This window comes from Agrobacterium leguminum, from assembly GCF_005144435.2.
Taxonomy (GTDB): Bacteria; Pseudomonadota; Alphaproteobacteria; order Rhizobiales; family Rhizobiaceae; genus Agrobacterium; species Agrobacterium leguminum.
Genome location: NZ_CP120211.1, coordinates 2,664,758 through 2,691,484, shown reverse-complemented (window position 1 = coordinate 2,691,484; position 26,727 = coordinate 2,664,758). Strand labels below are relative to the sequence as shown.

The 26,727-nt window shown below is 61.3% G+C and carries 27 protein-coding genes and 1 riboswitch; of the genes, 18 read left to right on the top strand and 9 right to left on the bottom strand.

The genetic code is table 11. The features are described from left to right. The first annotated feature begins 26 nt into the window (after positions 1–26). Entirely contained in the window at positions 27–1,304 is a 1,278-nt protein-coding gene (locus CFBP4996_RS12875; RefSeq protein WP_080852942.1) for an L-fuconate dehydratase, read from the top strand. Here CFBP4996_RS12875 and cobD read toward each other — a convergent pair. Beyond that, positions 1,286–2,332 carry a threonine-phosphate decarboxylase CobD gene (gene cobD / locus CFBP4996_RS12870; protein ID WP_080852943.1) on the bottom strand — a complete coding sequence of 349 codons (1,047 nt, stop codon included), beginning with the start codon at positions 2,330–2,332 and terminating at the stop codon, positions 1,286–1,288. The two genes, CFBP4996_RS12875 and cobD, sit on opposite strands and share 19 nt — an antisense overlap. On the opposite strand from cobD, the gene cbiB reads away from it, so the two are divergent. Next, positions 2,331–3,296 carry an adenosylcobinamide-phosphate synthase CbiB gene (gene cbiB / locus CFBP4996_RS12865; protein WP_080852944.1) on the top strand — a complete coding sequence of 322 codons (966 nt, stop codon included), beginning with the start codon at positions 2,331–2,333 and terminating at the stop codon, positions 3,294–3,296. The two genes, cobD and cbiB, sit on opposite strands and share 2 nt — an antisense overlap. Here the strand turns inward: cbiB and CFBP4996_RS12860 are convergent. Next, entirely contained in the window at positions 3,283–4,740 is a 1,458-nt protein-coding gene (locus CFBP4996_RS12860) for a cobyric acid synthase (protein WP_080852945.1), read from the bottom strand. The genes cbiB and CFBP4996_RS12860 overlap by 14 nt on opposite strands. A 1-nt stretch (position 4,741) precedes the next feature. Further along, positions 4,742–5,359: a cob(I)yrinic acid a,c-diamide adenosyltransferase gene (gene cobO / locus CFBP4996_RS12855; protein ID WP_080852946.1), complete on the bottom strand. Its 618-nt coding sequence runs from the start codon at positions 5,357–5,359 to the stop codon at positions 4,742–4,744. A gap of 135 nt (positions 5,360–5,494) precedes the next feature. After that, a riboswitch (cobalamin riboswitch) is annotated at positions 5,495–5,709 on the top strand. 121 nt (positions 5,710–5,830) lie between these two features. On the opposite strand from cobO, the gene CFBP4996_RS12850 reads away from it, so the two are divergent. The 7 genes from CFBP4996_RS12850 to CFBP4996_RS12820 are packed head-to-tail and all read left to right on the top strand — an operon-like array spanning position 5,831 to position 14,149. Continuing rightward, complete coding sequence (locus CFBP4996_RS12850) at positions 5,831–6,256, top strand: DUF1636 family protein (protein ID WP_080852947.1); 426 nt, start codon at positions 5,831–5,833, stop codon at positions 6,254–6,256. Beyond that, on the top strand, positions 6,253–7,290 hold the full coding sequence (cobW, locus tag CFBP4996_RS12845; RefSeq protein WP_080852948.1) for a cobalamin biosynthesis protein CobW: 1,038 nt from the start codon (positions 6,253–6,255) through the stop codon (positions 7,288–7,290). Before CFBP4996_RS12850 ends, cobW begins: the two co-directional genes overlap by 4 nt. A 2-nt stretch (positions 7,291–7,292) precedes the next feature. Next, positions 7,293–10,643, top strand: a complete 3,351-nt coding sequence (gene cobN, locus CFBP4996_RS12840; protein WP_080852949.1) for a cobaltochelatase subunit CobN — start codon at positions 7,293–7,295, stop codon at positions 10,641–10,643. Next, positions 10,643–11,998, top strand: coding sequence for a precorrin-3B synthase (gene cobG, locus CFBP4996_RS12835; protein WP_080852950.1), 1,356 nt, complete (start codon positions 10,643–10,645; stop codon positions 11,996–11,998). Before cobN ends, cobG begins: the two co-directional genes overlap by 1 nt. After that, on the top strand, positions 11,995–12,627 hold the full coding sequence (locus tag CFBP4996_RS12830; RefSeq protein ID WP_080852951.1) for a precorrin-8X methylmutase: 633 nt from the start codon (positions 11,995–11,997) through the stop codon (positions 12,625–12,627). Before cobG ends, CFBP4996_RS12830 begins: the two co-directional genes overlap by 4 nt. Beyond that, positions 12,624–13,391 (top strand): precorrin-2 C(20)-methyltransferase, encoded by a 768-nt coding sequence (locus CFBP4996_RS12825; protein WP_080852952.1) that lies wholly within the window; start codon positions 12,624–12,626, stop codon positions 13,389–13,391. The genes CFBP4996_RS12830 and CFBP4996_RS12825 overlap by 4 nt, the downstream gene beginning before the upstream one ends. Then, on the top strand, positions 13,388–14,149 hold the full coding sequence (locus CFBP4996_RS12820) for a precorrin-3B C(17)-methyltransferase (RefSeq protein WP_080852953.1): 762 nt from the start codon (positions 13,388–13,390) through the stop codon (positions 14,147–14,149). The genes CFBP4996_RS12825 and CFBP4996_RS12820 overlap by 4 nt, the downstream gene beginning before the upstream one ends. Here CFBP4996_RS12820 and CFBP4996_RS12815 read toward each other — a convergent pair. Next, positions 14,116–14,898 (bottom strand): cobalt-precorrin-6A reductase, encoded by a 783-nt coding sequence (locus tag CFBP4996_RS12815; RefSeq protein WP_080852954.1) that lies wholly within the window; start codon positions 14,896–14,898, stop codon positions 14,116–14,118. The genes CFBP4996_RS12820 and CFBP4996_RS12815 overlap by 34 nt on opposite strands. Here CFBP4996_RS12815 and cbiE point away from each other — a divergent pair. Genes cbiE through cobM form a run of 3 tightly spaced genes read left to right on the top strand, consistent with a single transcriptional unit; the run spans position 14,897 to position 17,339 of the window. Next, complete coding sequence (cbiE, locus tag CFBP4996_RS12810) at positions 14,897–16,156, top strand: precorrin-6y C5,15-methyltransferase (decarboxylating) subunit CbiE (RefSeq protein ID WP_080852955.1); 1,260 nt, start codon at positions 14,897–14,899, stop codon at positions 16,154–16,156. The two genes, CFBP4996_RS12815 and cbiE, sit on opposite strands and share 2 nt — an antisense overlap. Next, positions 16,150–16,566 carry a cobalamin biosynthesis protein gene (locus tag CFBP4996_RS12805; protein ID WP_162935957.1) on the top strand — a complete coding sequence of 139 codons (417 nt, stop codon included), beginning with the start codon at positions 16,150–16,152 and terminating at the stop codon, positions 16,564–16,566. The genes cbiE and CFBP4996_RS12805 overlap by 7 nt, the downstream gene beginning before the upstream one ends. After that, on the top strand, positions 16,566–17,339 hold the full coding sequence (gene cobM, locus CFBP4996_RS12800; protein ID WP_080852957.1) for a precorrin-4 C(11)-methyltransferase: 774 nt from the start codon (positions 16,566–16,568) through the stop codon (positions 17,337–17,339). The genes CFBP4996_RS12805 and cobM overlap by 1 nt, the downstream gene beginning before the upstream one ends. On the opposite strand, the gene CFBP4996_RS12795 is transcribed toward cobM, so the two are convergent. After that, positions 17,294–18,424 (bottom strand): cobalt-precorrin-5B (C(1))-methyltransferase, encoded by a 1,131-nt coding sequence (locus CFBP4996_RS12795; protein ID WP_162935958.1) that lies wholly within the window; start codon positions 18,422–18,424, stop codon positions 17,294–17,296. The genes cobM and CFBP4996_RS12795 overlap by 46 nt on opposite strands. 58 nt (positions 18,425–18,482) lie before the next feature. On the opposite strand from CFBP4996_RS12795, the gene cobA reads away from it, so the two are divergent. The 3 genes from cobA to CFBP4996_RS12780 all read left to right on the top strand — a co-directional run bounded on the left by cobA (position 18,483) and on the right by CFBP4996_RS12780 (position 22,057). Beyond that, on the top strand, positions 18,483–19,271 hold the full coding sequence (gene cobA / locus CFBP4996_RS12790; protein ID WP_080852958.1) for a uroporphyrinogen-III C-methyltransferase: 789 nt from the start codon (positions 18,483–18,485) through the stop codon (positions 19,269–19,271). Further along, positions 19,268–20,584, top strand: a complete 1,317-nt coding sequence (locus tag CFBP4996_RS12785) for a cobyrinic acid a,c-diamide synthase CobB (RefSeq protein ID WP_080852959.1) — start codon at positions 19,268–19,270, stop codon at positions 20,582–20,584. Before cobA ends, CFBP4996_RS12785 begins: the two co-directional genes overlap by 4 nt. A gap of 222 nt (positions 20,585–20,806) precedes the next feature. Then, positions 20,807–22,057, top strand: coding sequence for a cytochrome-c peroxidase (locus CFBP4996_RS12780; protein ID WP_121490286.1), 1,251 nt, complete (start codon positions 20,807–20,809; stop codon positions 22,055–22,057). Here CFBP4996_RS12780 and leuB read toward each other — a convergent pair. From leuB to CFBP4996_RS12765, 3 genes are all read right to left on the bottom strand, one after another. Continuing rightward, positions 22,038–23,150 carry a 3-isopropylmalate dehydrogenase gene (leuB, locus tag CFBP4996_RS12775; protein ID WP_080853291.1) on the bottom strand — a complete coding sequence of 371 codons (1,113 nt, stop codon included), beginning with the start codon at positions 23,148–23,150 and terminating at the stop codon, positions 22,038–22,040. The genes CFBP4996_RS12780 and leuB overlap by 20 nt on opposite strands. Positions 23,151–23,372: 222 nt before the next feature. Continuing rightward, positions 23,373–23,978: a 3-isopropylmalate dehydratase small subunit gene (gene leuD, locus CFBP4996_RS12770; protein WP_080852960.1), complete on the bottom strand. Its 606-nt coding sequence runs from the start codon at positions 23,976–23,978 to the stop codon at positions 23,373–23,375. Positions 23,979–24,144: 166 nt separating this feature from the next. After that, complete coding sequence (locus CFBP4996_RS12765; protein WP_020809819.1) at positions 24,145–24,375, bottom strand: hypothetical protein; 231 nt, start codon at positions 24,373–24,375, stop codon at positions 24,145–24,147. 110 nt (positions 24,376–24,485) lie between these two features. Between CFBP4996_RS12765 and CFBP4996_RS12760 the strand changes: the two genes are divergently transcribed. Both CFBP4996_RS12760 and CFBP4996_RS12755 read left to right on the top strand, forming a co-directional pair. Next, a complete protein-coding gene (locus CFBP4996_RS12760; protein WP_162935959.1) occupies positions 24,486–25,397 on the top strand; it encodes an HpcH/HpaI aldolase/citrate lyase family protein in 912 nt (303 codons plus the stop codon). Then, positions 25,394–25,600 (top strand): DUF1737 domain-containing protein, encoded by a 207-nt coding sequence (locus CFBP4996_RS12755; RefSeq protein ID WP_045020366.1) that lies wholly within the window; start codon positions 25,394–25,396, stop codon positions 25,598–25,600. Before CFBP4996_RS12760 ends, CFBP4996_RS12755 begins: the two co-directional genes overlap by 4 nt. 19 nt (positions 25,601–25,619) lie before the next feature. On the opposite strand, the gene CFBP4996_RS12750 is transcribed toward CFBP4996_RS12755, so the two are convergent. After that, a complete protein-coding gene (locus CFBP4996_RS12750) occupies positions 25,620–26,060 on the bottom strand; it encodes a metallopeptidase family protein (protein WP_003520258.1) in 441 nt (146 codons plus the stop codon). A 330-nt stretch (positions 26,061–26,390) separates the two neighbouring features. Here CFBP4996_RS12750 and rplU point away from each other — a divergent pair, with 330 nt between their 5' ends. Then, positions 26,391–26,705 (top strand): 50S ribosomal protein L21, encoded by a 315-nt coding sequence (rplU, locus tag CFBP4996_RS12745; protein ID WP_003492690.1) that lies wholly within the window; start codon positions 26,391–26,393, stop codon positions 26,703–26,705. The last annotated feature ends 22 nt before the right edge of the window (positions 26,706–26,727 follow it).

Sequence of the window (26,727 nt, the reverse complement as noted above, 5' to 3'; positions counted from 1 at the left end):
TTGACACTGACCGCGAGTGAACGGCCATGACCAAAATTACTGATCTGCGTGTTTTCGACCTGCGTTTTCCGACCTCCCAGAGCCTCGACGGTTCGGATGCGATGAACCCCGACCCGGATTATTCGGCGGCTTATGTCATTCTCGATACCGATGAGGCGGGTCTCAAGGGCCACGGGCTGACCTTCACCATCGGCCGCGGTAACGATATCTGCTGCATGGCCATCGAAGCGATGCGTCATCTGGTCGTCGGCACCGATCTTGCCACCGTCACCGAGAACCCCGGCAAATATTGGCGGCATCTGACCAGCGACAGCCAGCTGCGCTGGATCGGACCGGACAAGGGCGCGATGCATCTCGCCACCGGCGCCGTCGTCAATGCCGTATGGGACTTGCTGGCCAAGAAGGCGGGCAAGCCGGTCTGGCAGCTCGTTGCCGATATGAGCCCGGAAGAAATCGCCGATATCGTCGACTATCGTTATTTGACCGACGTGCTGACCCGTGACGAGGCGCTTGCGATCCTCAAAAAAGCCGAAAGCGGCAAGAAGGAACGTATCGAGACGCTGAAGAGCGAAGGTTATGCCTGCTATACCACGTCGGCCGGCTGGCTCGGTTATGACGACGCCAAGCTGCGTCGCCTTTGCCAGGAAGCCATCGATGCCGGATTCAACCATGTGAAGATGAAGGTCGGCCGCGATCTGGAAGACGACATTCGTCGTCTCACCATTGCCCGCGAGGTGATCGGTCCCGACCGTTACCTGATGATCGACGCCAACCAGGTATGGGAAGTGGATCAGGCAATCGACTGGGTGAAGAAGCTCGCCTTCGCCAAGCCATTCTTCATCGAGGAGCCGACCAGCCCGGACGATATTGCCGGTCATCGCAAGATCCGTGCGGCCATCGGGTCCGTTAAGGTGGCGACCGGTGAAATGTGCCAGAACCGTATCATGTTCAAGCAGTTCATCGCCGAAGGCGCCATCGATGTGGTGCAGATCGACAGCTGCCGTATGGGTGGGCTGAACGAGGTGTTGGCGGTGCTGCTGATCGCCGCCAAATACAATCTGCCGGTCTGGCCGCATGCCGGCGGCGTCGGCCTTTGCGAATATGTGCAGCATCTGTCGATGATCGACTATCTGGTGGTGTCAGGCACGAAGGAAGGCCGCGTGATCGAATATGTCGACCACCTGCATGAGCACTTCATCGAGCCCTGCGATATCAGAAATGCCGCTTACATGCCGCCGAAACTGCCGGGCTTCTCCATCGAAATGAAGCCGGAGTCGATCGAGACCTACACCTTCGAGGAATAGTCAAAGGATGACAGCGCCTCCTTGAGCCGCTGCCACTCCGTTTCGCTACCGGGAAGGCCGAAACGCATGTCGTTCGGCCTTTCATCAAAAATGCGGACCAGAATGCCGTGTCGGCCAAGATGGCTGAACAGGTCTGCGGTGCGGAGATCCCGCACCAGAGTAAACAGCGATGTGCCGCCGGCAATTGCCAGTCCCGCTTTTTCCAGCATGGCATTCATGCGCCGGGCATCTTCGGCAAGGTGCAGACGCATGGATGATTGCCATTCCCCGTCCGCCAGAGCCTGCATCGCGATATGCAGCGCCGGGCCGGAAACCGCCCAGGGGCCGAGCCTTGCCTCCAGTTCAGCAGCGATATCGGGCTGCGCAATCGCGAAACCCAGCCGAACGCCCGCCATGCCGTAAAACTTGCCGAAGGAGCGCAGGACCACCAGCGCATCCTGACCGGCGGCATCTGCGAGGCTTTCGGCAAGTCCCGTTTCGATGAAGGCTTCGTCCACGACGAGCAGCCCCCCCTTGCGGCGCATGGCGTCGGCCAGCGACAACAATGCGGCGCGATCCGTGATGCGGCCATCGGGATTATTGGGATTGACCACCACGGCATAGTCGTGAGCCGACATCGCATCGATGTTTTCCACCTCGGTCACAGCCAGTCCGGCCATGCGCGCGGTTCGGGCATGTTCCGCATAGGCGGGTGAAAGTACGGCGCCGCTCTTGGCCCCGCGGGCGATAGCGATCTGCGCCAGCAATGGCATCAGCATCTGGGTGCCGGGGGAAAGCGCCACATGCCGGGCGGAAGGCGAATCGAAATGCGCTGCGGCCAGATGTTTCAATTCTTCGGCGGCGTCCGGTTCCGGCAGGCGGGCGAATGCGCTGGCGGGGATCGGCGAATGCGGGTAGGAGTGCGGATTGATCCCGGTCGAAAGGTCGATCCACGGTTCCGGCGCTTCAGGAAACAGCAGACGCGCCCTGCCGAGATTGCCGCCGTGACGGATCGCAGCTTTTGCCTTTTCTGGTACTGTCTCGCCCATGTTTTTTGCTCTCGCTTTCCTGTCGCTCGTGATCGAACGCCTGACCGGCTATCCGGACTGGCTGTTCAAACGCATCGGCCATCCCGTCACCTGGATCGGTTCGCTTATCGCGCTGCTGGACAAAAAATGGAACCGGGAGAGCGCGTCATTTTCACAACGCAAGGGGGCCGGTGTGGCGGCTCTCGTCGTTTTCGTCGGGCTGACGCTGTTTGTCGCATGGTTTGCGCAATCCGTTCTGTTCTTCCTGCCCTTCGGCCTTTTGCTGGTTGCCGTGCTTGGCGCTTCGCTGCCGGCGCAGAAAAGTCTCGAGCAGCATGTGGAGGCTGTCGCCACTGCGCTGGAGCGCGAGGGTGTGGAAGGCGGCCGCAAGGCGGTATCGATGATCGTCGGGCGCGATCCGCAAAAGCTGGACGAGGCGGCGATCTGCCGGGCGGCGATCGAAAGTCTGGCCGAGAATTTTTCCGACGGCATCGTCGCGCCCGCCTTCTGGCTCGGTCTCCTGGGCCTGCCGGGCGGCGCGACTTACAAGGCGATCAATACGGCAGACAGCATGATCGGCCATCGCTCACCCCGCCATGAGGCCTTCGGCTGGGCCTCCGCCCGGCTGGACGATCTGGTCAATCTGCCGGCCTCACGGCTGAGCGGCGGTCTTTTCGTGGTTGCTGCGTTTTTTGTTAAGGGCGCATCACCCGGCGGGGCCATGGCCGCGATACGTCGCGATGCCCATCATCACCGTTCCCCCAATGCCGGCTGGCCGGAGGCGGCGCTGGCCGGCGCTCTCGGCTTTGCGCTCGCAGGGCCGCGCTCCTATGGCGGGCAGATGATCGAGGCGCGTTTCATGGGCGAAGGCGGCAGGGCGGCGCTGGTCGCCGGCGATATTCGCAGGGCGCTGCGGCTTGCGCGGGTTGCCGACCTGTTGTTGATCGGCCTGCTGGGACTTCTGGCGATCCTTATCGCGCTATAGCAAGCAGACGGTCGAGATCGAGGTGCTGTTCCATATGCGCCGCGAGGCGATCAAGAACAGCATCCACCTGCGCATCGTAGTTCAGTTCCGTGTTCTGCCCGCCAAGCCGCTCAAGCCACGCGCCGCGTTGGCGGTCGTCCGAAAACAGGCCGTGAATATAAGTGCCGAAGATGCGGCCGTCAGGCGACACGGCGCCGTCTTCATGCCCATCAATTTTCGAAAAAGGCAGGCTGTCGGTTCCGCTCGTGGTTTCACCGACATGCATTTCATAGCCGGATAAATCAATCCCGTCGAAACTTTTCCCTGTAACGGAAACCAGCCTTTTGTCGCCCGTCAGAACAGTGTCGACATTCAGCAGGCCGAGCCCGTCGACTGTTGCCGGCGGTCCTTCGATGCCTTCGGGATCGGCAACTGTTTTTCCAAGCATCTGGTAGCCGCCGCAGAGGCCCAGAACATGGCCGCCGCGTCTCACATGCGCCGTGATATCGATGTCGAGTCCCGTATTCTTCAGCACGGCAAGATCGGCGATGGTGGCTTTCGAGCCGCAAAGCAGTACCAGCCGGCAATCGGCGGGAATGGTTTCGCCCGGCCGCACGCGGATCAGTTCGACATCCGGTTCCATATCCAGCGGATCGAGATCATCGAAATTGGAAATATGCGGCAGGATCGGTACGGCAATGCGGATATTCGCGCCAGGTTTCCGCTCAGCCGCGCCCGAAAGCCCGAGAGCATCTTCAGCCGGCAGCTTCGCGGCGTCGGCAAAATGCGGCAAGAGCCCGATGGAGGCCCAGCCGGTCTTTTCCGCAATTATCCGCATGCCGTCTGAAAACAGGGTCGGATCACCGCGAAACCGATTGACGATGAAACCTTCGATCATCGCCGCGTCTTCAGCTTCGAGTACGGCTTTGGTGCCGACGAGGCTGGCGATGACGCCGCCCCGGTCGATATCGCCGATCAGGATCACAGGCGCGTCCGCAGCTCTGGCAAAACCCATATTGGCGATGTCATTGGCACGCAGGTTGATTTCGGAGGCGCTGCCCGCGCCTTCCACCAGCACCAGATCTGCCTGTTGTTTCAGGCGGTCGAAGCTTTCGAGCACGTGCGGCATCAGCCCGGCCTTCATGTGCTGATAATCGGCCGCTTTTGCATTGCCGGCGATCTTGCCCTGCACCACCACCTGTGCGCCGGTCTCGCTCTGCGGCTTCAGGAGCACCGGGTTCATGTGCACGGAAAGCGGCACGCCCGCCGCCCGTGCCTGCAGCGCCTGCGCGCGGCCGATCTCGCCGCCATCGGCGGTGACCGCCGCATTGTTCGACATGTTCTGCGGTTTGAACGGCATGACGGACAGGCCGCGCCTGACGAAGGCACGGGCAAGGCCGGCCACCATCAGCGATTTGCCGACATCCGAGCCGGTTCCCTGAAACATCAGCACGCGTGCAGCCATATCAGAATTCTATCCCCGCCTGCGCCTTCACGCCCTCCTTGAAGTGATGTTTCACGAGGGTCATTTCCGTCACCATATCGGCCGCGTCGATGAGGGGTTGCTTGGCGTTGCGGCCGGTAACGATAACATGCAGATCGGGCCTGCGGCTGGAAAGCGTTTCGACCACCTCCTCCAGCGGCAGGTAATCGTAACGGAGCGCGATGTTCAGCTCATCGAGGATCAGCAGGCCGATGGTCTCGTCGGCCATCAGGACCTTGGCTTCTTCCCAGGCCTTTGCCGCCGCTGCGACGTCGCGTTTCAAATCCTGTGTGTCCCAGGTGAACCCTTCGCCCATGGTGCGCCACACGACCCTGTTGCCGAACAAAGTCAGCGCCTGCTGTTCTCCCGTCGACCATGCGCCCTTGATGAATTGAACGACGCCGACCCGCCGCCCGGTGCCGAGCATGCGCAGGGCAAGGCCGAAAGCGGCCGTGGATTTGCCCTTGCCGGGACCAGTATTGATCATCAGCAGACCTTTTTCGATGGTCTTTTCCGCAACCTCGGCGTCCTGCACCGTCTTGCGGTTGACCATTTTCTGCCGGTGACGTTCGGCTTCGCTGTCGCTGATGTCGCGTGTCATCGCGTTTTCCTTTTCATCCAGCGGCGCGGGACCCGGTGCCCCCCGCCATTCGGAGCGGCGACTATACCCAATTTGCCGCACCCGGCAATGTGCTGGCCACAGGGCCGCGGCATTGACCCTCACGCCCGTTCAGCCTAAGGGTAACGGACTGACGGTCTTTTCCCGGCAACGGGAAAAGCTAAGAGGGAACACGGTTCCAGCCCGACCACCGGGTCATTCCGTGGCTGCCCCCGCAACTGTAAGCGGTAAGCCCGCACCGTAAAGCCACTGGACACCTCAACGGGTTCGGGAAGGCGGTGTCAGGGTGTAAAGCCGCGAGCCAGGAGACCTGCCGTTTCAGGAGAAACGTCTGCCGGGCGGGGTGCTCCGGTCAGTCGGTTAGATCGAACATCCGGTTTGCGCCTGCCCGCATGCCGTATTCGACATCCGCACCCCCGAGATTTTTTTGCAAGGCGCGGGAAACGATACGGTTTGGATATTTCAGCGACATCTTCATGTGCAGGCGGAAACACGCAGGACGAAACGGCGTCCGGCGTGACCGTCTTCGTTTGCAGAAGCTGTCGCGATGAAGCCGACCCCAATGCCGAACCGCGCCCCGGTTCGCGTCTCGCCGATGCCGTCATCGCAAAGGCGGAGGAAACGGGTGTCACCGTTCGTTCCGTCAACTGCCTCGCCAATTGCAAGCGCGGGCTTAGCGCTGTGCTGCGCAGCGCCAATGGCTGGTCCTATGTCTTCGGCGGGCTGACGACCGGTGATGTGGAAGATTTGCTGACCGGTGCGCGGCTGCTGGCTGCCGCCCCCGACGGCCTGATGCCCTGGCGCGGCCGCCCCGAACCCTTAAAGCGCGGCATGGTGGCGCGCATTCCCCCATTCGATTTTACCGAGGAGAGATCATGAGCACCCTTCTGGACCGCGTTCCCTGCACCATCGTCACCGGCTTTCTGGGGGCTGGCAAAACCACGCTGCTGCGCGGCCTCCTCGAAAAGCTGGAGGGCAAGCGGCTGGCCATCATCGTCAATGAATTCGGCGATATCGGCATCGATGGCGAGATTCTCAAAGGTTGCGGTATTGAAAGCTGCCCGGAAGAAAACATCGTCGAACTGGCCAATGGCTGCATCTGCTGCACGGTGGCGGATGATTTCCAGCCCGCCATCGAACAGATTCTGAGCCGCCAGCCGAAGGTGGAGCATATCCTCATCGAAACCTCCGGCCTTGCCCTGCCGAAGCCGCTGGTGCAGGCCTTCCAGTGGCCGGCGATCAAGAGCCGGGTGACGGTGGATGCCGTCGTGGCCGTGGTGGATGGCGCCGCCCTTGCCGAAGGGCAGGTGGCGCACGACATGGAAGCTCTTGCCGCCCAGCGGGCCAATGACGAGGCGCTCGATCACGATGACCCGGTCGAAGAGGTTTTCGAAGATCAGGTTGCCTGCGCCGATCTTATCGTGCTGACAAAGGCCGATCTTCTTGACGATGCCGGCCTCAACAAGGCCAAGGCGCATGTTCTCGAACATCTGCCGAAGGCGGCAAAGATCGTCGTGGCCTCCAACGGCGCCATCGACCCCGCCGTGCTGATCGGTCTTGGCCTTGCGGTGGAAGAGGATATCGAAAACCGCCGTACCCATCATGATGGCGAACTCGACCACGAGCATGACGATTTCGACAGCTTCGTCATCGATCTGCCGGCCGTGACCGACCCGGAAGCGCTGGCAGCCCGTATCGCCGAGACGGCAGCTGCGGAAAATGTCCTGCGTATCAAGGGCTTCATCGAGGTTTCCGCAAAGCCTATGCGGCTGCAGGTGCAGGCTGTCGGCAGCCGCGTCAACCACTATTACGACCGGCCCTGGGCCGCGGGTGAGGAACGCCGCAGCCGCCTCGTCGTCATCGGCGAAAAGGGCATCAACCGCGAAAAGATCGAACAGATGCTGGCCGCCTGACGATGCACATCCTCGCTACCACATCCTCGTCTCTGGACGACCTGATCGAGCCGGTTGATCTCAACCAGCCCTGGTCGGATGTGGTGATGCTGTCTTTTTCGGCAAGCGATCTGGCCGGTTTGGAACAGGCCTGGCGGCGAACAGCGGGTGTGCTCCCCTCCCTGTCAGCCGCCAACCTCTCCGAGCTTCGACATCCCATGTCGGTCGATCTCTGGATCGAAAAGACGGCGGAACATGCCAGGGTTATTCTTATCCGGATTCTCGGCGGTGCGGAACGCTGGCGTTACGGTGTCGATCAGCTTTCCATTCTTGCACGCAGGCGCGGCATCAAGCTTCTGCTTTTGCCGGGTGAGTGCAGCGAAAGGGACGAGAAACTCGAAGCGGCCTCGACCGTCGATCGGCGGATTTTGGCCTCGGTCCTCTCCTTCTTCCGTGAGGGCGGGCAGGAGAATATGGACCGGCTTGCCTTTGGTTTCGCCGCTCTTGCAAGGGGCGAGGCTTGGCCGGATATTGAAGCCGAGCCGCTGCCGAAAGCCGGTTTTTACCGGCCCGGCAGGGGCGTTGTGGATAGGGCGCAAGCCTGCGCTGGTTTTCCTGACGGTGCGCCCGTTCTGCCCATTCTGTTTTATCGTTCCATGCTTCTGGCGGCAGATGCAGCACCGGTGGGTGCGCTTTTCGAGGCGCTCTCGCAGCGCGGTTTTGCACCCTTGCCGATTTTTGTCAGCGGTCTGAAGGATGGCGAGGCGATCTGTTTCCTCGAAACGGTGCTGCCCGATCTGAAGCCTGCCGCCATCATTGCCGCCACCGCCTTCGCCAGCCAGACGGATGACGACGGTGCAACGTTGTTCGACCGTCTCGGCGTGCCGGTGTTTCAGGTGGTGATGGCGACGACGCGGCGGGACGGATGGGCGGAAAATGCGCGCGGTCTCAATCCCTCCGATCTCGCCATGCATGTCGTCCTGCCGGAACTGGATGGCCGGATTCTCGCCGGTGCAATCTCGTTCAAACAGGCGCGCGTGGATGGCAGCGCGAGTTTGCTCAATGTACCCGAGGCTGATCGGGTCGAGCAGGTGGCAAATCGCATTGCCTCTTTCCTGCGGCTGAGGAATGCCCTTCCACGGGATCGCCGCATCGTCATTCTGATGCCGGATTATCCCGGTGCGGCGCCCGGACGAACCGGTTATGCCGTCGGTCTCGATGTGCCGCAAAGCGTTCTCGAAATGATGCAGGATCTCGCCGGGGCCGGTTATACGGTCAAGGATATTCCTGAGACCGCGCGGGCGCTGCTCGACTGCATTGAGCAACAGGAAGCGGCAATTGATCTTTCCACCTACGAGGCTTTTTTCTCCGCCTTGCCGCCGGCATCTGCCGGGTCCGTAAACGCGACATGGGGTGTGGCAACCGATGACGATGCACTCGTCGATGGTGCATTCCGGTTCCGCGCCGCCCGTTTCGGTGAAGTATTCGTGGCGCTTGCGCCGGACAGGGGCCGCAATGAAGATCGTCGGGTGGACTACCACGACCCTGCCCTGCCGCCGCGCCACGCGCTTGTTGCCTTCGGTGCATGGATGCAGCGGATTGCGGGTGCGCATGCCATCGTGCATGTTGGCGCGCACGGCACGCTGGAATGGCTGCCCGGCAAAACGGTGGCGCTTTCCCGCAATTGTTTTCCCGAAATCGTCACCGGCTCGCTGCCGGTGGTCTACCCTTTCATCGTTTCCAATCCGGGCGAGGCGGCGGTCGCCAAGCGACGGATCGCGGCCTTGACCATCGGCCATGTCCCGCCCGTGCTGGTCAATGCCGGGCTTTCGCCGGAACAGTCGGCGCTGGAGCAGCTGGTCGATGAATATGCGCAGGCGGATGGGCTGGATCGCCGCCGGCGTGACCGGCTGGCGAAACTGATCGTCGAAAAGGCGTTGGAGACCGGGCTTGCGGCGGAAGCGGGCGTGGCTGCGAAGGATGATGCCGATGCGGCCCTCTCACGCATCGACGCTTTTCTCTGCGACCTCAAGGATTTCGCCATCAAGGATGGCCAGCATGTTTTTGGCCGCAGTGCCGAGGGTGAGACCGACCTTCTGAGGCGTGAAAGCGCCAAATCGGAAAAAGCTGCCCTGCTTGCCGCGCTCGATGGCCGGCATATCGTCCCCGGCCCCTCCGGCGCACCTGCGCGCGGGCGGCTCGATGTGCTGCCCACGGGCCGCAATCTCTATGCCGCCGATCCGCGCACCATGCCGACGCCGACGGCGTTCGAGCTGGGCCGCATGGCGGGCGAAGAAGTGCTGCGCCATCATCTGCAGTCCCATGGCGACTGGCCGAAACATCTCGTTTTCGATCTCTGGGGCAGCGCCAGCCTGCGCAATGGCGGTGAGGATGTGGCGCAAGCGCTGCATCTGATGGGGGCGAGACCGATCCACGACCCCGCCACCGGCCGGGTCACCGGTATCGAGGTGCTGCCGCCGGCGAGCCTGGGGCGGCCGCGTGTCGACGTCACCTTTCGCATTTCCGGTCTGTTCCGCGACATGTTCCCGGCACTGATCGCGCTTCTCGACGCCGCCGCCAAGGCCGTCGCGCGGCGGGAGGAGGCGCCGGGCGACAATCCGCTTGCGGAAGAGGCCGCCACGCTCGGGCATATTCCGGCGCGTATTTTCGGCTCGGCGCCCGGCACCTATGGTGCCGGCATCGAAGAAAAGCTTGCCAGCGGGAAATGGGACGAACGCGAAGAGCTGGGGCAGGCCTATCTCGATGCGGCAAGCCACGCTTTCGGCGGTGCGGACGGGCTGGAGATTTTCGAAGATACCGGTTTTGTGGAGTTGGTCAGGCGCGCCGATCTTCTGGTTCACACCGGGGACGATCCGGGCCGCGACCTTCTGGACGGTTCTTCGGATGTCGCCTTCATCGGCGGTTTTTCCGCCGCGAAGGCTGTGCTTGGCGACGTTGCCGATATTGTTGCGCTGGATACGACAGATCCGGCGCGCCCGCGTGCAAGGTCGATGGCGCAGGCGTTGACGCGGGTGGTGCGCGCGCGCGCCGTCAATCCCCGCTTCATTGCCGGCCAGATGCGGCACGGTCCGCGCGGGGCGGCGGAATTCCTCGAGACGGTGGATCGGTTGATCGGCTTTGCCGAAACCACCCATGCGGTGTCCTCCTCGTTGATCGAGGCGCTTTACGATGCCTATTTCGGCAATGAGGATGTGCGCGATTTCATCCTGCGGGAAAATCCGAAAGCGGCGCAGGTGATGGCCGAACGCTTTTTATCAGCCCGCCGTCGCGGGCTGTGGCACAGCCGCCGCAACGCGGTGGATGCGGAACTTGAAATGCTGGTCCTTCCACGCCCCCAAAGGGTGGAGGCGTGATGATGGCCGTTGCCGATCCCGTTCAGCCATTCGGCCGCCGTGGCCTCTGCCCGGCCCTGTCCGCCCCCATGCGCACCGGCGACGGTTTTTTGTCGCGGATCGCTTTCGAGGCGGATATCGACCCGCGCGACATGGTGGTGCTTTGCCATCTTGCCGGGCGGCATGGCAACGGATTGATCGACATTACCGCCCGCGGCAGCCTGCAATTTCGCGGCCTGACACCGGAAAGCGCCTGTGCTCTGGAAAAAAATGTGCTGGCGCTGGATTTGCCGTTGCGTGCGGGGCTCGCGGTCGAGACATCGCCTCTGGCCGGTCGGGATGACGCGGAGATTGCCGATGATGGCCCTCTCGCCGAGGAGATTCGAAAAGAGGCCGATAGGCTTGTTCTCCATGAAAAGCTTGCCGCTAAAATGTCTGTCGTCATCGATGGCGGTGGGCGCCTCTCCATGGGAGATTTGCTGGCCGATATTCGCCTGAAAGCTGTGTCGCTTGATGGGCGGACCGTCTGGCGATTGCTCGTGGGTGGACCGGAAAGCAGGGCTCTGAATGCCGGATTGGTCGAGACGGACATAGCGGCGGGTGTCGTCCTGTCGCTGCTCGCCTATCTGGCCGGTGAAGGGCCGCTTGCCCGTGGCCGCGATCTGGACCATTCGACGATAAAAGAAATCTGCGGTGATCGCCTGCTGGATCGGGTGATTGTTGATGACGCCAGGGCGGCTTCTGCGCCTCTCGGGCTGATGACGACGGGAAAGGATCGCTTCGCAATTGCCGTCGCGCCTGCTTTCGGGCAAATCCAGGCCTGCGATTTGTCGCATCTCTGCGAACGGGCCGGTATGCTCGGCATCACGGCCCTGCGGCCAGCACCAAACCATAGCCTGCTATTCTTTGGATCGTCATCTGCCTGCGGCGCATTGCTTGAGATTGCAAGGGCGGCCGGTTTCATCACGACGGCAGGTGATGCGCGCTCTTCCATTGCCGCCTGTCCCGGCGCGCCGGGCTGTGCTTCGGCTTTTCTTCCTACCCATGAATTGGCTGCCTTTGCGTCTGAGGAATGCGCCTCGTTGCTGGATGGCTCCTTCACGCTGCATATTTCCGGCTGCGGCAAAGGTTGCGCGCACCCCGCGCCGTCGCTTCTCACTTTTTCCGGCGCCGCCAATGGTCTGGCCTTTTCGATTTCGGGACGCGCCGGTGACGTGCCGGATGGCATTTTACCTTTCCAGCATCAGAGGACGGCGCTTTCGCGGCTTGCCCGTCTTTACGAAAAAGAACATAAGCCCGGGGAAAACGCCGCCACCCTGTTTGCCCGGCTGGGCAAACAGGCGATCGGTGCGGCGCTTCGACAGGATGACCGATGACCGACTATGACTATATTCGCGACGGCAATGCGATCTATGAGCGCTCCTTCGCCATCATTCGTGAGGAAGCGGATTTGTCCGCCTTTACCGAAGAGCAGGCGGATATCGCCATTCGCATGATCCATGCCTGCGGGCAGGTGGAGGCAGTCAGCCATTTCCGCTTTTCGCCGGATTTTGTTGCCGCGGCACGTGGTGCTCTACGAGCCGGCAAGCCTGTTCTCTGCGATGCGGAAATGGTTGCTCATGGCGTGACGCGCGCGCGCCTTCCGGCTGATAATGATGTGGTCTGCACCCTTCGCGATCCCCGCACGCCGGAGCTGGCGAAAAAGATTGGCAACACCCGCTCCGCCGCCGCACTCGATCTGTGGGCAGAGAAGCTGGATGGCGCTCTGGTTGCCATTGGCAATGCGCCGACTGCACTGTTCTATTTGCTTGAGATGCTGGAAAAAGGTGCCGCGCGCCCGGCCGCCATCATCGGCATGCCGGTTGGCTTTGTCGGTGCGGCGGAATCGAAAGACGCGCTGGAGGCAAGTTCGCTTGGCATTCCCTATGCCATCGTCAAGGGACGCATGGGTGGTTCGGCCATGACGGCTGCCGCCATCAACGCCGTTGCGAGGGCTGGCCTGTGAGCGCGGCTCTTTTCGAACATCCGAAGGGTAAACTCGTGGGCGTCGGCACCGGCCCCGGCGATCCCGAGCTTCTGACGCTGAAGGCTGTCCGCGCCATTGAAAATGCCGATGTGCTTGCCTTCTTCTGCAAGAAAGGCGGCAGCGGCAATGGTCGCGGTATTGTCGAAGCCTTCATTCGCCCCGGTACGCTGGAAATGCCGTTGGTCTACCCGGTGACAGTCGAGAGCGACAAAAACGGCAACGATTACCGTGATGCCATTGCCGCCTTTTTCGATCAATCGGCGAAGGACATCGCTGTGCATCTCGAAGCCGGGCGCAATGTCGCCGTGCTGTCGGAAGGCGATCCGCTGTTTTACGGTTCTTATATGCACCTTCATCTGCGGCTTGCGCCATCTTACCAGGCGGAGGTCGTTGCTGGCATCACGGCCATGTCCGGTTGCTGGTCCATGGCCGGTCTGCCGCTGGTGCAGGGCGACGATATTTTGAGCGTGCTTCCCGGCACGCTCGGCGAAGATGTTCTGACGGAACGTCTGTCCGGCACGGATGGCGCGGTGATCATGAAGGTGGGGCGCAACCTGCCGAAGATTCGCCGGGCGCTGGAAAAGGCCGGTAAACTTGAAGACGCGCTTTATGTCGAGCGCGGCACCATGGCCAACAGCCATGCGGTGCGGCTCATCGAACGCGATGCATCGCCTGCCCCCTATTTTTCGCTGGTTCTGGTGCCGGGCTGGAAAACCAGACCCTCTGTAGGTGAAAAGCCATGACCGGCACGCTCGTCGTCGTCGGCCTCGGCCCTGGCAGCGCGGCGCAGGTGACGCCGGAGGCGCTTGCCGCCGTCGAGGCTTCGGAGGATTTCTTCGGCTATATTCCTTATCTCGACCGTCTATCGCTGAGACCCGATCAACGCCGCCATGCTTCGGACAATCGTGAGGAAATCTCCCGCGCCGAACAGGCTCTGCGGCTTGCGGCTTCCGGCGGCAAGGTCTGTGTGGTTTCTGGCGGCGATCCCGGCGTTTTCGCCATGGCGGCGGCGGTTTGCGAGGCGGTCGAAAGCGGCCCCGCCGAATGGCGCGATATCGATTTCTCCGTCGTGCCGGGTGTGACTGCCATGCTGGCGGTCGCTGCGAGAGCCGGCGCGCCGCTTGGCCATGATTTCTGCGCCATTTCGCTGTCGGATAATCTGAAACCCTGGGGCATTATTGAAAAACGGCTGATCGCGGCGGCGGAAGCAGGCTTTGTGATGGCGTTCTACAATCCCGTCAGCAAGTCGCGGCCGCACCAGCTAGGTACCGCTTTTGATCTATTGCGGGCGCATTTGCCCGGTTCGGTGCCGGTGATTTTCGGTCGTGCGGCAGGCCGGGCGGATGAGCGTATCCGGGTCGTGCCTCTTTCAGAAGCCTCGAGCGATATGGCGGATATGGCCACCTGCATCATCGTCGGTTCGGTTGAAACCCGTCTGATCGAGCGTTCCGGCAAAGAATCGCTGGTTTATTCGCCACGTTTTTCGAGAAGAGAAAGCTGATGGTGGATGGCGGTGAGCGCAGCTGCAATATCCATCACGGTCGCGCCATCCAGGGACGCGTCGTTCCGCAGTTGCGGCCGGTCGATCATGATGACCGGCAGGCCGAGTCGTCTTGCGGCTTCGATCTTGCCATAGCTCGCGCTGCCACCGGAGTTTTTCGAGATCACCGTCTCGATGCGGTTTTCTTCCAGCATGCGGATTTCGTCGTCCAGCGCAAAGGGGCCGCGCGCGGTAATATAGCGCGCATGCGGCAGTTTCAGCGGCGGCTCCACCGGGTCGACGCTGCGGATGAGATAGTTGTGCTGGGGCGCGGTTTCGAAAGGAAGAAGCTCCTGTCGGCCGAGCGCCAGAAATACATGTTTGCTTTCGTCGCCGAGCGCGGTGACAGCCTGTTCGACGCTATCGACATCATGCCACCTGTCACCCGGCTGACGCTTCCAGGCAGGACGCGAAAGGACGATCAGCGGAACTTTGGCAAGCCCTGCGGCCCCAACGGCATTGGCGGAAATCTTTGCCGCATAGGGATGGGTGGCGTCCACAAGAATATCGAAATTCTCTGCGCGAATGAAATCCGCGAGACCGACAGCGCCGCCAAAACCGCCGCTGCGCATCGGCACCGGCTGTTCGACCGGCGAGAGCGTGCGGCCGGCCATGGAGAGCAGAATTCGATAGCCGGGTTCTTCGGCCAGCCTGCCGGCCAGAATGCGGGCATCCGCCGTGCCGCCAAGGATGAGTATGGAGCGTGTCATGACGTCTGAATATTCCGGAACGGGCGATGCTTCTACAGAAAAGAAAGAAAAGCCCTGGCTTTCCATCGTCGGTATTGGTGAGGACGGGCTGGAGGGGCTGGGCCGGAACGCGATTGAGGCGATAGAGGCGGCCGAGGTGGTTTTCGGCGGCAAACGCCATCTGGAGTTGGCGGCCGCGGTCATTCGAGGTGAAGCACGGCGCTGGCCGGTGCCGTTCGACACGGATATGGGCGATGTCGTGGTGCTGCGCGGCAAGCGGGTTTGTGTGCTCGCTTCCGGCGATCCGTTCTTTTATGGCGTCGGCGTCACGCTTTTGCGGCGTATCGATGCGGGTGAGACAGTCTGCTATCCCTCGCCCTCCGCTTTCTCGCTGGCCGCCGCACGGCTTGGCTGGGCGCTGCAATCGGTCGACTGCGTTTCGCTGCACGGGCGTTCCATCGACCTCCTGCGGCCGTATCTCCATGCCGGGGCGCGGATTATCGCGCTTACCTCGGACGCCCACGCCCCGGCCTTGATCGCGGAATTGTTGTCCGATTTGGGTTTCGGCCAGTCGGAATTCGTCTTGCTTGAAGCCTTGGGCGGAGAGCGGGAGAGGCGGCGGAAGTGCAGGGCGGCCGATTTCTCGTTTGAAGACATCAACCCGCTGAATGTGGTGGGGATTGACGTCGTCGCGGCCGAGGGCGCTCGCGTTCTGCCTTTCACAGGTGGGCTTGATGATGGCCTGTTCGAACATGATGGGCAGATCACCAAACGTGAAATCCGCGCCGTGACACTTTCCTCTCTTGCCCCACGGCGGGGCGAGTTGCTGTGGGATATCGGTGCCGGTTCGGGTTCGATCGGCATCGAATGGATGCTGTCGCACCACTCGCTCCGCGCCATCGCCATAGAACAACACCCGGAAAGGGCGGAGCGTATCGCCCGCAATGCCGAAGCTTTCGGTGTGCCGGCGCTTGAGGTGATGATCGGCGCAGCCCCTGCGGCCTTTGAAGGCTTGCCTCAGCCGGATGCGATTTTTATCGGCGGCGGCGGCAGTGAAGCGGGCGCGCTAGAGGGCGCTATGGAGGCCCTGAAACCCGGCGGGCGGCTGGTCGCCAATGCGGTGACGCTGGAAATGGAGGCGGTGCTGCTTGCCGCCCATGCGCGGTTCGGCGGCTCGATGATCCGTCTGGATGTGTCGCGGGTGACGGCCGTTGGCTCCATGTCGGGCTGGCGTCCGGCGATGCCGGTGACACAATGGAGCTGGACCAAGCCATGGTGACAGTGGTTGGCATAGGCTGCCGCAGAGGTGCGGGTTCAGATGCTGTTATTGCCGCCGTGCGCGCTGCGGAGCATGCTTTTGGCGTGATGGCGGAATGCCTGGCAACTGCGCCGCTCAAAGCCGGTGAAGCCGGTCTTGCTGAGGCGGCGAAAAGCCTGTCGCTGTCGCTTGAAATCGTATCGCAGGAACGGCTCGAGGCGGTTGCTTCGAAAACAATGACATTTTCACAGGCAAGCCTTGATCATACCGGCTTGCCAAGTGTGAGCGAAGCGGCGGCGCTTGCCGCCGCCGGCGAGAATGCAAGGCTGGTCGCGCCGCGTCTTGTAGTTGGCGATGTGACGGTGGCCATGGCAACCACTGACGATGCCCCACATGATAGCGGCTGCGCCATCGAATATGGAGAACAATAATGACGGTTCATTTCATCGGCGCCGGTCCGGGCGCCGCCGATCTCATTACGGTGCGCGGGCGCGATCTTATCGCCGCCTGCCCGGTGTGCCTTTATGCCGGCTCGCTGGTTCCGAAGGCGCTTATCGAATATTGCCCGCCGGGCGCCCGCATTGTCGATACGGCTGCGCTTTCGCTGGACGAGATCGAGGCGGAATTTGTGGCCGCAGCAAAGGCCGGCAAGGATGTGGCGCGGCTGCATTCCGGCGACCTTTCCGTCTGGAGCGCCATGGGCGAACAGATTCGCCGGCTGGAGCGGCTGGGCCTCGATTATACCGTCACGCCGGGCGTACCCTCCTTTGCCGCCGCGGCCGCCACTTTGCAGCGGGAACTGACGGTGCCGGAAGTGGCGCAGAGCCTTGTGCTGACCCGCATTTCCGGTCGCGCATCGAAGATGCCTGACGGTGAGACGCTGAAGGCTTTCGGTGCGACAGGCGCAACGCTCGCCGTCCATCTCGCTATTCATGCCATCGGCAAGGTGGTGGAAGAGCTGACGCCGCTTTACGGTTCGGATTGCCCGGTCGCCATTGTCGTTCGCGCGTCCTGGCCGGATGAGCGGGTCATTCGCGGCACGCTGTTCGACATTGAGGACAAGCTCGCCGCCGAACCGGTGGAACGGACGGCCCTGATCTTTGTCGGGCGTGGGCTTGCCTCGACGGATTTTCGTGAAAGCGCGCTTTATAGCACCGACTATGTGCGGCGGTTCCGGTCTCCGAAGGAAGATGCGAAAGGCTGATGCGACGGCGTGGAGGCGGTGCGGCCCTTGAGCGCGCCCTGACGATCGAACACCAGAATATCGAGCGCAATGGCCGGCGTCTTCAGCGCCGCCGCTGCGGTTACCCAGGCTTTTTCCGCCACGATCGCGCCGAGGTCTATCCCCGCGTGTTCGGCCAGCTCAAAGGCGTGCGCGACCATGTTGGCCTGACGGATGGCAATGGCGAGATTTTCATCTCCTCCGGCTTCCATCGCCAGTGCCGCCAGCGCATCGAGATCGGCGAGCCCCTTCTTGGAGTGTACATCGAGCATGCCCTGGGCAAGCTTGGTCATCTTCGCGACGCCGCCGGCAATCGTCACCCGCTCGACGGGGTGGCTGCGCAGATATTTCAGCATGCCGCCAATGAAATCGCCCATGTCGATCAGCGCGGTTTCCGGCAGAGCGTAAAGCGCCTGCCCGGCCTTTTCGGAGGTGTTGCCGGTGGCGCCCAGCACATGGGTGCAGCCGGTCGCACGCGCCACATCGATGCCGCGCCAGATGGAGTGAATCCACGCCGAGCAGGAAAATGGAATGACGATGCCGGTAGTGCCGAGGATGGAAATGCCGCCGACGATGCCGAGCCTGCCGTTCAGGGTTTTCTCCGCCAGTTTCTCGCCGTCACGAACGGAAATCTCGACCTCGAAATCGGCGTTTTCTTCGGCCACCTCGCGAATGGCTGTTTCGATCATCTTGCGCGGCACGGGGTTGATGGCGGGTTCTCCCGGCGGCAGGGGCAGGCCCGGCCGGGTGATGGTGCCGACGCCCTTTCCGGCCTTGAAGGTGATGCCGCTTCCCGGTTGACCTCGTCTGACCGTGCTTTCGATCAGCGCACCGTGGGTAACGTCCGGATCGTCTCCGGCATCCTTGACGACGCCGGCGCGGGCGAAGTTTTCGCCCTTTTCCTCGGTGGCAAGGGAAAATGCCGGTCTCGCGCCGCTTGGAAGTTCGACCTCGACAGGGTAAGGAAACTCGCCGGTCAGAAGGGCGGCGCAGGCCGCCTTCGTGGCGGCTGCCGCGCAGGTGCCCGTGGTCCAGCCGCGGCGAAGGGTCTTTCCATCCGTATCCATATGAATTTCTATAGCCGGGACGGCTTTTTCCGTCATCGTTAAAAAGCAGCCAAGAAGAATGTCGATAGCGCAGATTTTGAACAGCATTGCCGCAAAAGGTCCGGTCTTCGAGGCCGGTCACGTCTGGCTCGCGGGCGCAGGGCCGGGCGATGTGCGTTATCTGACGCTGGAAGTGGTGCTCGCGCTGTCTCAGGCCGATATTATCGTGCGTGATGCGCTGGTGAGCGACGAAGTCATAGCGCTTGGTCCGCAGGCGCAGATTGTTTTTGCGGGCAAAAGGGGTGGCAAGCCCTCTGCGACACAGGACGATATTACCGCTTCACTGATCGATTTCGCCGGCCAAGGCAAAAAGGTGCTGCGGCTGAAGGGCGGTGATCCCTTTATTTTCGGGCGTGGCGGCGAAGAGGCGGAGGCGCTTGTCCATGCCGGCATTCCGTTTCGCATATTGCCGGGCATGACCTCGTCGTTCACCGCGCTTGCTTCCGCTCGCATCCCCGCCACCATGCGCGGCATCAGCCGCGCCGTAACGCTGGCCACGGGCCACGCTGCGGGCACCGAAGAGGATCTGGACTGGCTGGCGCTGGCGAAAACACGCGAACCCATCGTCGTTTATATGGGGCTCAAGAATATCGGCACGATTGCCAGCCTTTTGATGCAGGGCGGCCGTTCCGGCGAAACGCCGGTCGCCGTCATCATGTCGGCAACGACGGCGCAGGAGCGGATTTTCATCGGCTCGCTGGAAAGCATAGCTCACGATGCAAAGCGGGAAAATTTCGAAGCGCCGGCTTTGATCGTTATCGGCGAGATTGTTTCGATGCGGGCGCGTCTTGGAGTTTCCGGCTCATGACGGTGCGGGCGATCATCATCGGTGCGCCACGTTCGGGTTCCGGCAAGACCAGTGTGACCATCGGCCTGCTCCGGGCCTTTGCCCGACGCGGTATCAATGTGCGCGGCATCAAGACGGGGCCTGACTACATCGATCCCGGTTTCCATGCCTTCGCTACCGGCACAGCCGGTCTTAATCTGGATAGCTGGGCCATGCGGCCGGAATTGCTGCGGCACCTGTTTTCGCAGCAGACTGGGGATTCGGAACTCGTTCTGATCGAAAGCGCCATGGGCCTGTTCGACGGTATTCCGGTTGCGGAAAATCGCACAGGTTCGGCGGCGGATCTGGCGCGGCTGTTCGGAATTCCGGTGCTGCTGGTGCTGGATGTGTCCGGCCAGTCGCAGACGGCTGCTGCCGTCGCCCATGGTTTTGCCCACTACGATCCGGCCGTTACCATGGCGGCCGTTGTGCTGAACCGGGCGGGCAGCGAAAGACACCGGACGCTGTGCACGGAAGCCATCGAAAAAATAGGCCTTCCCGTTGTCGGCTGCGTGCTGCGTGATCCGTCGCTCATCCTGCCCGAACGGCATCTGGGACTGGTGCAGGCCAGCGAACATCCGGAAATCGACGCGCATATCGAACGGCTGGCGGATGCGATGGAAAAATCCATCGATCTCGATGCCCTGCTTTCACTCGCCGCGCCGGTGAATGTGCCTTCCGGCTCGGAGGATGCGGCGATTGCACCGCCCGGCCAGCGCATTGCGCTGGCGGAGGATGCGGCGTTCACTTTCCTTTATCCGCATCTCAGGAAGCATTGGCAGGCGGCCGGGGCCGAGATCGTGCCGTTCTCCCCGCTCGCGGATGAGGCGCCCGACGGGAGCTGCGATATTTGCTGGCTGCCGGGCGGGTATCCCGAGCTTTTCGCCGGAAAGCTTGCCGATGTGGCTGGTTTCAAGGCGGGTATTGCCCGCTTTGCCGCGACAAAGCCCGTTCATGGCGAGTGCGGCGGTTACATGGTGCTCGGAGAGGCGCTGGAAGATGCGGATGGCGTGACCCATGTCATGACCGGGCTTCTGTCCCATGCCACCAGCTTTGCGACGCGCAAGATGAATCTCGGCTACCGGCAGGCGACGATCGCGGCAAGCGGACCGCTCGGCGCGGCGGGTGATGTTCTGCGCGGCCATGAATTCCACTATGCGCGGGTTACCGATGCCGGCTGCGATGAGCCCTTCGCCCAGATTGCTGACGGGCAGGGTCGTCCGCTCGGGCCATCGGGTGGCAGGAGAGGTTTTGTTTCGGGCACCTTTTTCCACGCCATCGCCAGAGGCGGTTGATTGTTTCCGGGTTTGGTCCGCGGACGTGCGGCAAAGTGGACCAAGCTGCGAAAGTTTGTAGGCCTGGATCACGGGAAAGTGCTATAGATTTCTTTTTAGGGCATGGAAGAGCGGAGTTATCTCCCGTGATCCATGTTCGGTGAAGCGCGGTGGGACCGAAAGCCGCTTCATATGTCCCGGTCCGAACCTGCTCTCGCGCATTTATATCGAGCGTGCCTACCGATGATGAAACCCGGATTTTTTGTCTCCGCTGCTCTTGCCGCATCCATTCTGCTGGCCCCCTTGGGCACCGGTGTCGATGGTATGGCTGCCCACGGCGGTGAAGACTATGCGACGCTGGAAAAGCTCGGTGCGGCGCTGTTCGACGATCCCAGTCTTTCGATGAACCGCACCATGGCCTGTTCCACCTGCCACATGCAGGCCGCCGGTTTTTCCGATGCGCGAGAGAGTGATAAGGTGGGGCGGGATGTATCGCTCGGCGATGATGGCATTTCACTGGGCGACCGCAACGCGCCGACTGCAGCTTATGCCCGCTTCACGCCGCCTTTCGGCAGGAATGCGGCGGGAGAGTATATCGGCGGGCAATTCTGGGATGGCCGCGCCTCCCTGCTTGAAGATCAGGCGGGCGGTCCGCCCCTCAATCCCCTGGAAATGGGCATGCCGGACAAGGCCTCGGTCGTCAAACGGCTCAGGGAAAACCCGGATTATGTCGCGGCTTTCGGCACGCAGTTCGGCAAGGATGTTTTTGCGAGCGACGATACCGCCTATGCCGCGATGACGAAGGCGCTGGCGAGCTTTGAGCGCTCGGATGAGTTCTCCACCTTCGATTCTAAATATGACCGCTTCCTGCGCGGCGAGGAGAAACTGACCGATCAGGAAGAGCTGGGTCGGGTTCTGATCTCCTCGACGCAATTCACCAATTGCAATACCTGCCACGAAATCCGCGGTGCCAAGGGCCTGGAAGACGGCCTCTTCACCAACCACAAATATTTCAATATCGGCGTTCCCGCCAATATATCGGTTCGGGCCGTGAACGGCTCCAAACCGGGCGCGATCGATCTGGGGCTGGCGCAAAATCCTGAAGTTGCCGGCGATGCCGCCCAGCGCGGCAAGTTCAAGGTGCCGACGTTGCGCAATGTCGCCGTCACCGGCCCTTACATGCACAATGGCGTGTTCAAGGATTTGCGCACGGTGGTGCTGTTTTACGTGAAATATAAAAGCAAGAAGCCGAGCCGCCAGATCAATCCGGAAACGGGCAAGACGTGGAATGCGCCGGAAGTGCCTGAAAATATCGCCATGGCGGAACTGACATCCGCGCCGGCGTTGGACGACAAGCGTGTGGACGCCATCGTCGCCTTTCTGAAGACGCTGACTGATAAAAGATATGAGCATCTTCTGCCGAAGGAGGATGGGCAGACGAACGCGCCGCCTGCCCAGCCGGTTTCGTCGAGCGTTACGCCGAAAGCGCCTTGAATTCGGCGAGAACCGCATTACCCATTTCGGAGGTGCCGACCTGGCGGCTGCCCTCGGCCATGATGTCGGCGGTGCGGATGCCCTTGTCGAGCACGTTTGCGATGGCCGCTTCGAGCTTTGTTGCCTCATCCACCATGTTGAACGAGTAACGCAGGCACATGGCAAAGGACGCGATCATGGCGATGGGGTTGGCGATGCCCTTGCCGGCGATGTCAGGGGCCGAACCGTGTACCGGCTCGTACATGGCCTTGCGCTTGCCGGTCTTGGCGTCAGGCGCGCCAAGCGAAGCGGAGGGCAGCATACCGAGCGAGCCGGTGAGCATGGCGGCGACGTCGGAGAGCATGTCGCCGAAGAGGTTGTCGGTGACGATCACGTCGAACTGCTTGGGCTTGCGCACCAGCTGCATGCCGCCGGCATCCGCCAGCATATGTTCCAGCTGAACATCCTTGAACTTGGCGGCGTGGGTTTCGGTGACCACCTGGTTCCACAGAACGCCGGATTTCATCACGTTGCGCTTTTCCATCGAGCAGACGCGGTTGTCGCGGGTGCGGGCCAGTTCGAAAGCGACGCTGGCGATGCGCTCGATTTCGAAAGTGTCGTAGATCTGCGTGTCGATGCCGCGCTTCTGGCCGTTGCCGAGATCGATGATCTGCTTCGGTTCACCGAAATAAACGCCACCCGTCAGCTCGCGGACGATGAGGATATCGAGACCTTCGACCAGTTCCGGCTTCAGCGAGGAAGCGGCGGCAAGTGCCGGGTAGCAGATGGCGGGGCGCAGGTTGGCGAAAAGCTCGAGATCCTTGCGCAGGCGAAGCAGACCCGCTTCCGGGCGGTGCTCGTAGGGCACGCCATCCCATTTCGGGCCGCCGACGGCGCCGAACAGGATCGCATCGGCAGCTAGCGCCTTTTCCATATCCGCATCGGAAATCGCCACGCCATGGGCGTCATAGGCAGAGCCGCCGACCAGACCTTCCGAGACGGTGAAACCGGCATTGTGCGCGCTGTTCATATAATCGATCAGCTTGCGGACTTCGGCCATGGCTTCGGGGCCGATACCGTCACCGGGCAGCAGGAAAAGCGAGCGGACTGTCATGAGAAACCCTCCTTGGGCGGCGCGCCGAAAAACATCCTGAAGGGTTTTCGATTGCGGCGAGCGCGGCGTCAAACTCATTCCGTCCTGCACATGGCAAATCGTGTCGCAGCCGGACGGGATGGGAGGTCTCTTATCTCCGCCTCAAGGGCTTTTCAAGCAAAGCAAAAGCCGATCCGGTACGGTTTGGTACGGGATCGGCTTTTTTGAAGAGCAGAAATGTGGTCAGGCCCAGGGGCGGACCGAGGCGTTTGCCTTTTCGAACGTGTCGATAGCGCCCGAACGTTCGAGCGTCAGGCCGATATCGTCCAGACCGTTCAGCATGCAGTGACGCTTGAATTCATCGATCTCGAAGGTGATCGTGCCGCCATCGGGGCCGCTGATTTCTTGACTTTCCAGATCGACGGAGAGAACGGCGTTCGATCCGCGTGACGCATCGTCCAGCAGCTTTTCGAGGTTCTCGGGGCTGACGACGATCGGCAAGATGCCGTTCTTGAAACAGTTATTGTAGAAGATATCGGCGAAGCTGGTGGAGATCACGCAGCGGATGCCGAAATCGAGAAGCGCCCATGGCGCATGTTCGCGCGAAGAGCCGCAACCGAAATTGTCACCCGCGACAAGAATCTGGGCGTTCTGATAAGCGGGCTTGTTCAGTACGAAATCCGGATTGGGCGAACCATCCTCGAGATAACGCGACTCGGCGAAGAGGCCCTTGCCGAGGCCGGTGCGCTTGATGGTCTTCAGATAGTCTTTCGGAATGATCATATCGGTGTCGATATTGACCACCGGCATGGGCGCGGCAACGCCCGTCAGCTTGGTGAATTTTTCCATCTGTCGCTTCCCGTGTTTCCCTTCAACAAAATCCGGGGCTGGTTAAAGCTCACCGGACGTGTTCTGCTGGGAAATACTGCAAAACTCATCACTTTAGAAGCGCAAACCCGCGTTCTTCGGTACGCCGCGCGCAGCGCTCTGGCATTTTTGCCGATTCGAGACGATCTCAGAGATCGATAATCGTGCCCTTGCCGTCGTTCCAGACGCGCATATCGCGCTGGTTACGGGGCTTGACCGGAATGGGGGCCGGCTTCAGACGCGCGGAAAGCAGGCGGGCAGCACTGAGAACCGCGAGCACGCCGATGAAAGCGACCGTAAGCGACGCGGTGAACAGGGCGACTATCGCCAGAATTGCAATGCCGGATGCGGCGATGAAAAACGAACGTATGCCTTGCATGATCCAAACCTTTCTATCCAGACGAATGTGGGCCTTCTTCTTCCGGCTTGCAAGAGGATTCAGTGGATTGTCAGCTTGCAGATGTCACAAAAGCTTGACACAAGTGCGGCATGGTCAACTTTTCCGAAAATATTCTTGTGAGACCACGTCGTTCGTTGCTCTCCGTGCCGGCCATCAATGTCCGGGCACTGGAAAAAATCCGCGATCTCGATTGTGACGGAGTGATCCTCGATCTGGAGGATTCGGTCGCAGCCGGGATGAAGGACGAGGCGCGGGACAATCTGCAAAAGCTGTTTTCGGAAGCGCCTTTTGCAGCGGGCGAGATCATTATCCGCATCAACCCGCTCTCCACGGCGGATGGGAAGGCGGATTTGCAGCTTGTGCTTTCCTGCCGGCCGGATGCAATTCTTTTGCCGAAGGTGGAGCAGCCGGCCGATATTCACGAGGTGGCTGATCTTCTGGCCGAGGCGGATGTGCCGGAGCACCTGAAAATCTGGGCGATGATCGAAACGCCGCTTGGTGTCCTGAATGCCGCCTCAATTGCTGACGCGGCCCATACGCCGGATGCGCGGCTTTCGGCTTTTGTCATCGGGCTCAACGATCTGCGTAAGGCAACGCGGGTGCCGGCCCTTCCTGGACGCACTTATCTCGTGCCCTGGATGATGCAGGTGGTGCTTGCCGCCCGTGCCTATGGTCTGGATGTCATCGACAGCGTCTCGAACGATTTCCGCGATATCGCCGCTTTCGAAGCCGAATGTGAGCAGGGTCGCACCATGGGGTTCGATGGCAAGATGCTGATCCACCCGGCACAGATCGAGCCGGCCAATCGGCGCTTTGCCCCAGACGACGCCGCTGTTGCGGAAGCCCGCGAGATCATTGCCGCTTTCGCAAAACCCGAATCTGTGGAATTGAACGTCATCAACATGAACGGGCGAATGATCGAACGGCTGCATGTGGGGCAGGCCGAAAGGCTGGTCGCCATGGCCGATATCATCGCACAAAGAGAGGCAAATAAGACGTGAAGGTCTATCGTTTCATAACCGGTCCCGACGACGCGAAATTCTGTCACCGGGTCACCGATGCGCTGAACAAGGGATGGGAACTCGCGGGTTCGCCAAGCTATGCCTTCAACGCCGCAAGCGGCGTCATGCATTGCGGCCAGGCTGTGACCAAGGTGGTCGAGGGCAAGGAATACCATCCGGATATGAAGCTCGGCGAGCAGTGAGCGGCGGTAGCCGCCCCGATCAGCGATCGGCGGCGGCCTCGTCGGCGCTTTCTTCGATCCGCTCCATGTCGTCGTCCGACAGGCCGAAATGGTGGCCGATTTCGTGGATGAGGACATGGGTGATGATATCCCCCAGCGTTTCCTCGTTCTCGGCCCAGTAGTCGAGAATGGGACGGCGATAAAGCGTGATGCGGTTCACCATCTCGCCCGTTTCCATGGTGAAACGTTCGGAGATGCCGCGTCCTTCGAACAGTCCGAGAAGATCGAAGGGTGTTTCGAGCGCCATGTCTTCGAACACGTCATCGGTCGGAAAATCGGCGATCTCGATGATGAGATCTTTCGTCAGTGCGCGAAATTCTTCCGGCAGGTGGCCATATGCCTCGATCGCAAGCGACTCGAAGGCGGAAAGTGTCGGCGCATGGCGGTCCCGCCAATCGTCGGTCTGGTCTATGCGGGCCATTTCTGCTCCTTGTTGGAAGGCCCATATAAACACTTGCTGGACAAATTTCGAGACCCGACTGCTTCACCCGCCGAAAAAGCATGAAATTCTTGGCGTTACAGTTACTTTTCAAGCCGTCGTCATCTTGACATAAACGGGCGTCTCGCGTAATCGGCACCCAAATTGATGGCGTAGTGCGCCTTCTGTTTATTCCGCCCTTCAAAAGGCGGCTTCACCGGCAGACATTCAAAGGGGCATTCAGTCCTGACGGATTTCCGCTACTCCGACTGATAAAAAGACGGCCAGCTTGCATTTGCGGGCAGAGCCGGAACGAACATGAAAGGATAAAAAATGTTCGCAGTCATCAAGACCGGCGGTAAGCAGTACCGCGTAGCGGCCGACGCCGTGCTGACCATCGAAAAGCTGGAAGCAGAGGCAGGCGCAACTGTAGAATTCACCGAAGTTCTCGTTGTTGGCGAAGGCGCCGACGCCAAGTTCGGTGCACCCTTCGTCAAGGGCGCCATCGTCAAGGCTGAAGTTGTCGAGCACAATCGCGGCAAGAAGGTCATCGCCTTCAAGAAGCGTCGTCGTCAGAACTCCAAGCGTTCGCGCGGCCATCGTCAGCATCACACTGTCGTCCGCATCACGGACATCGTTGCTGCCTGATCGGCGCGACACGGGAAACAAG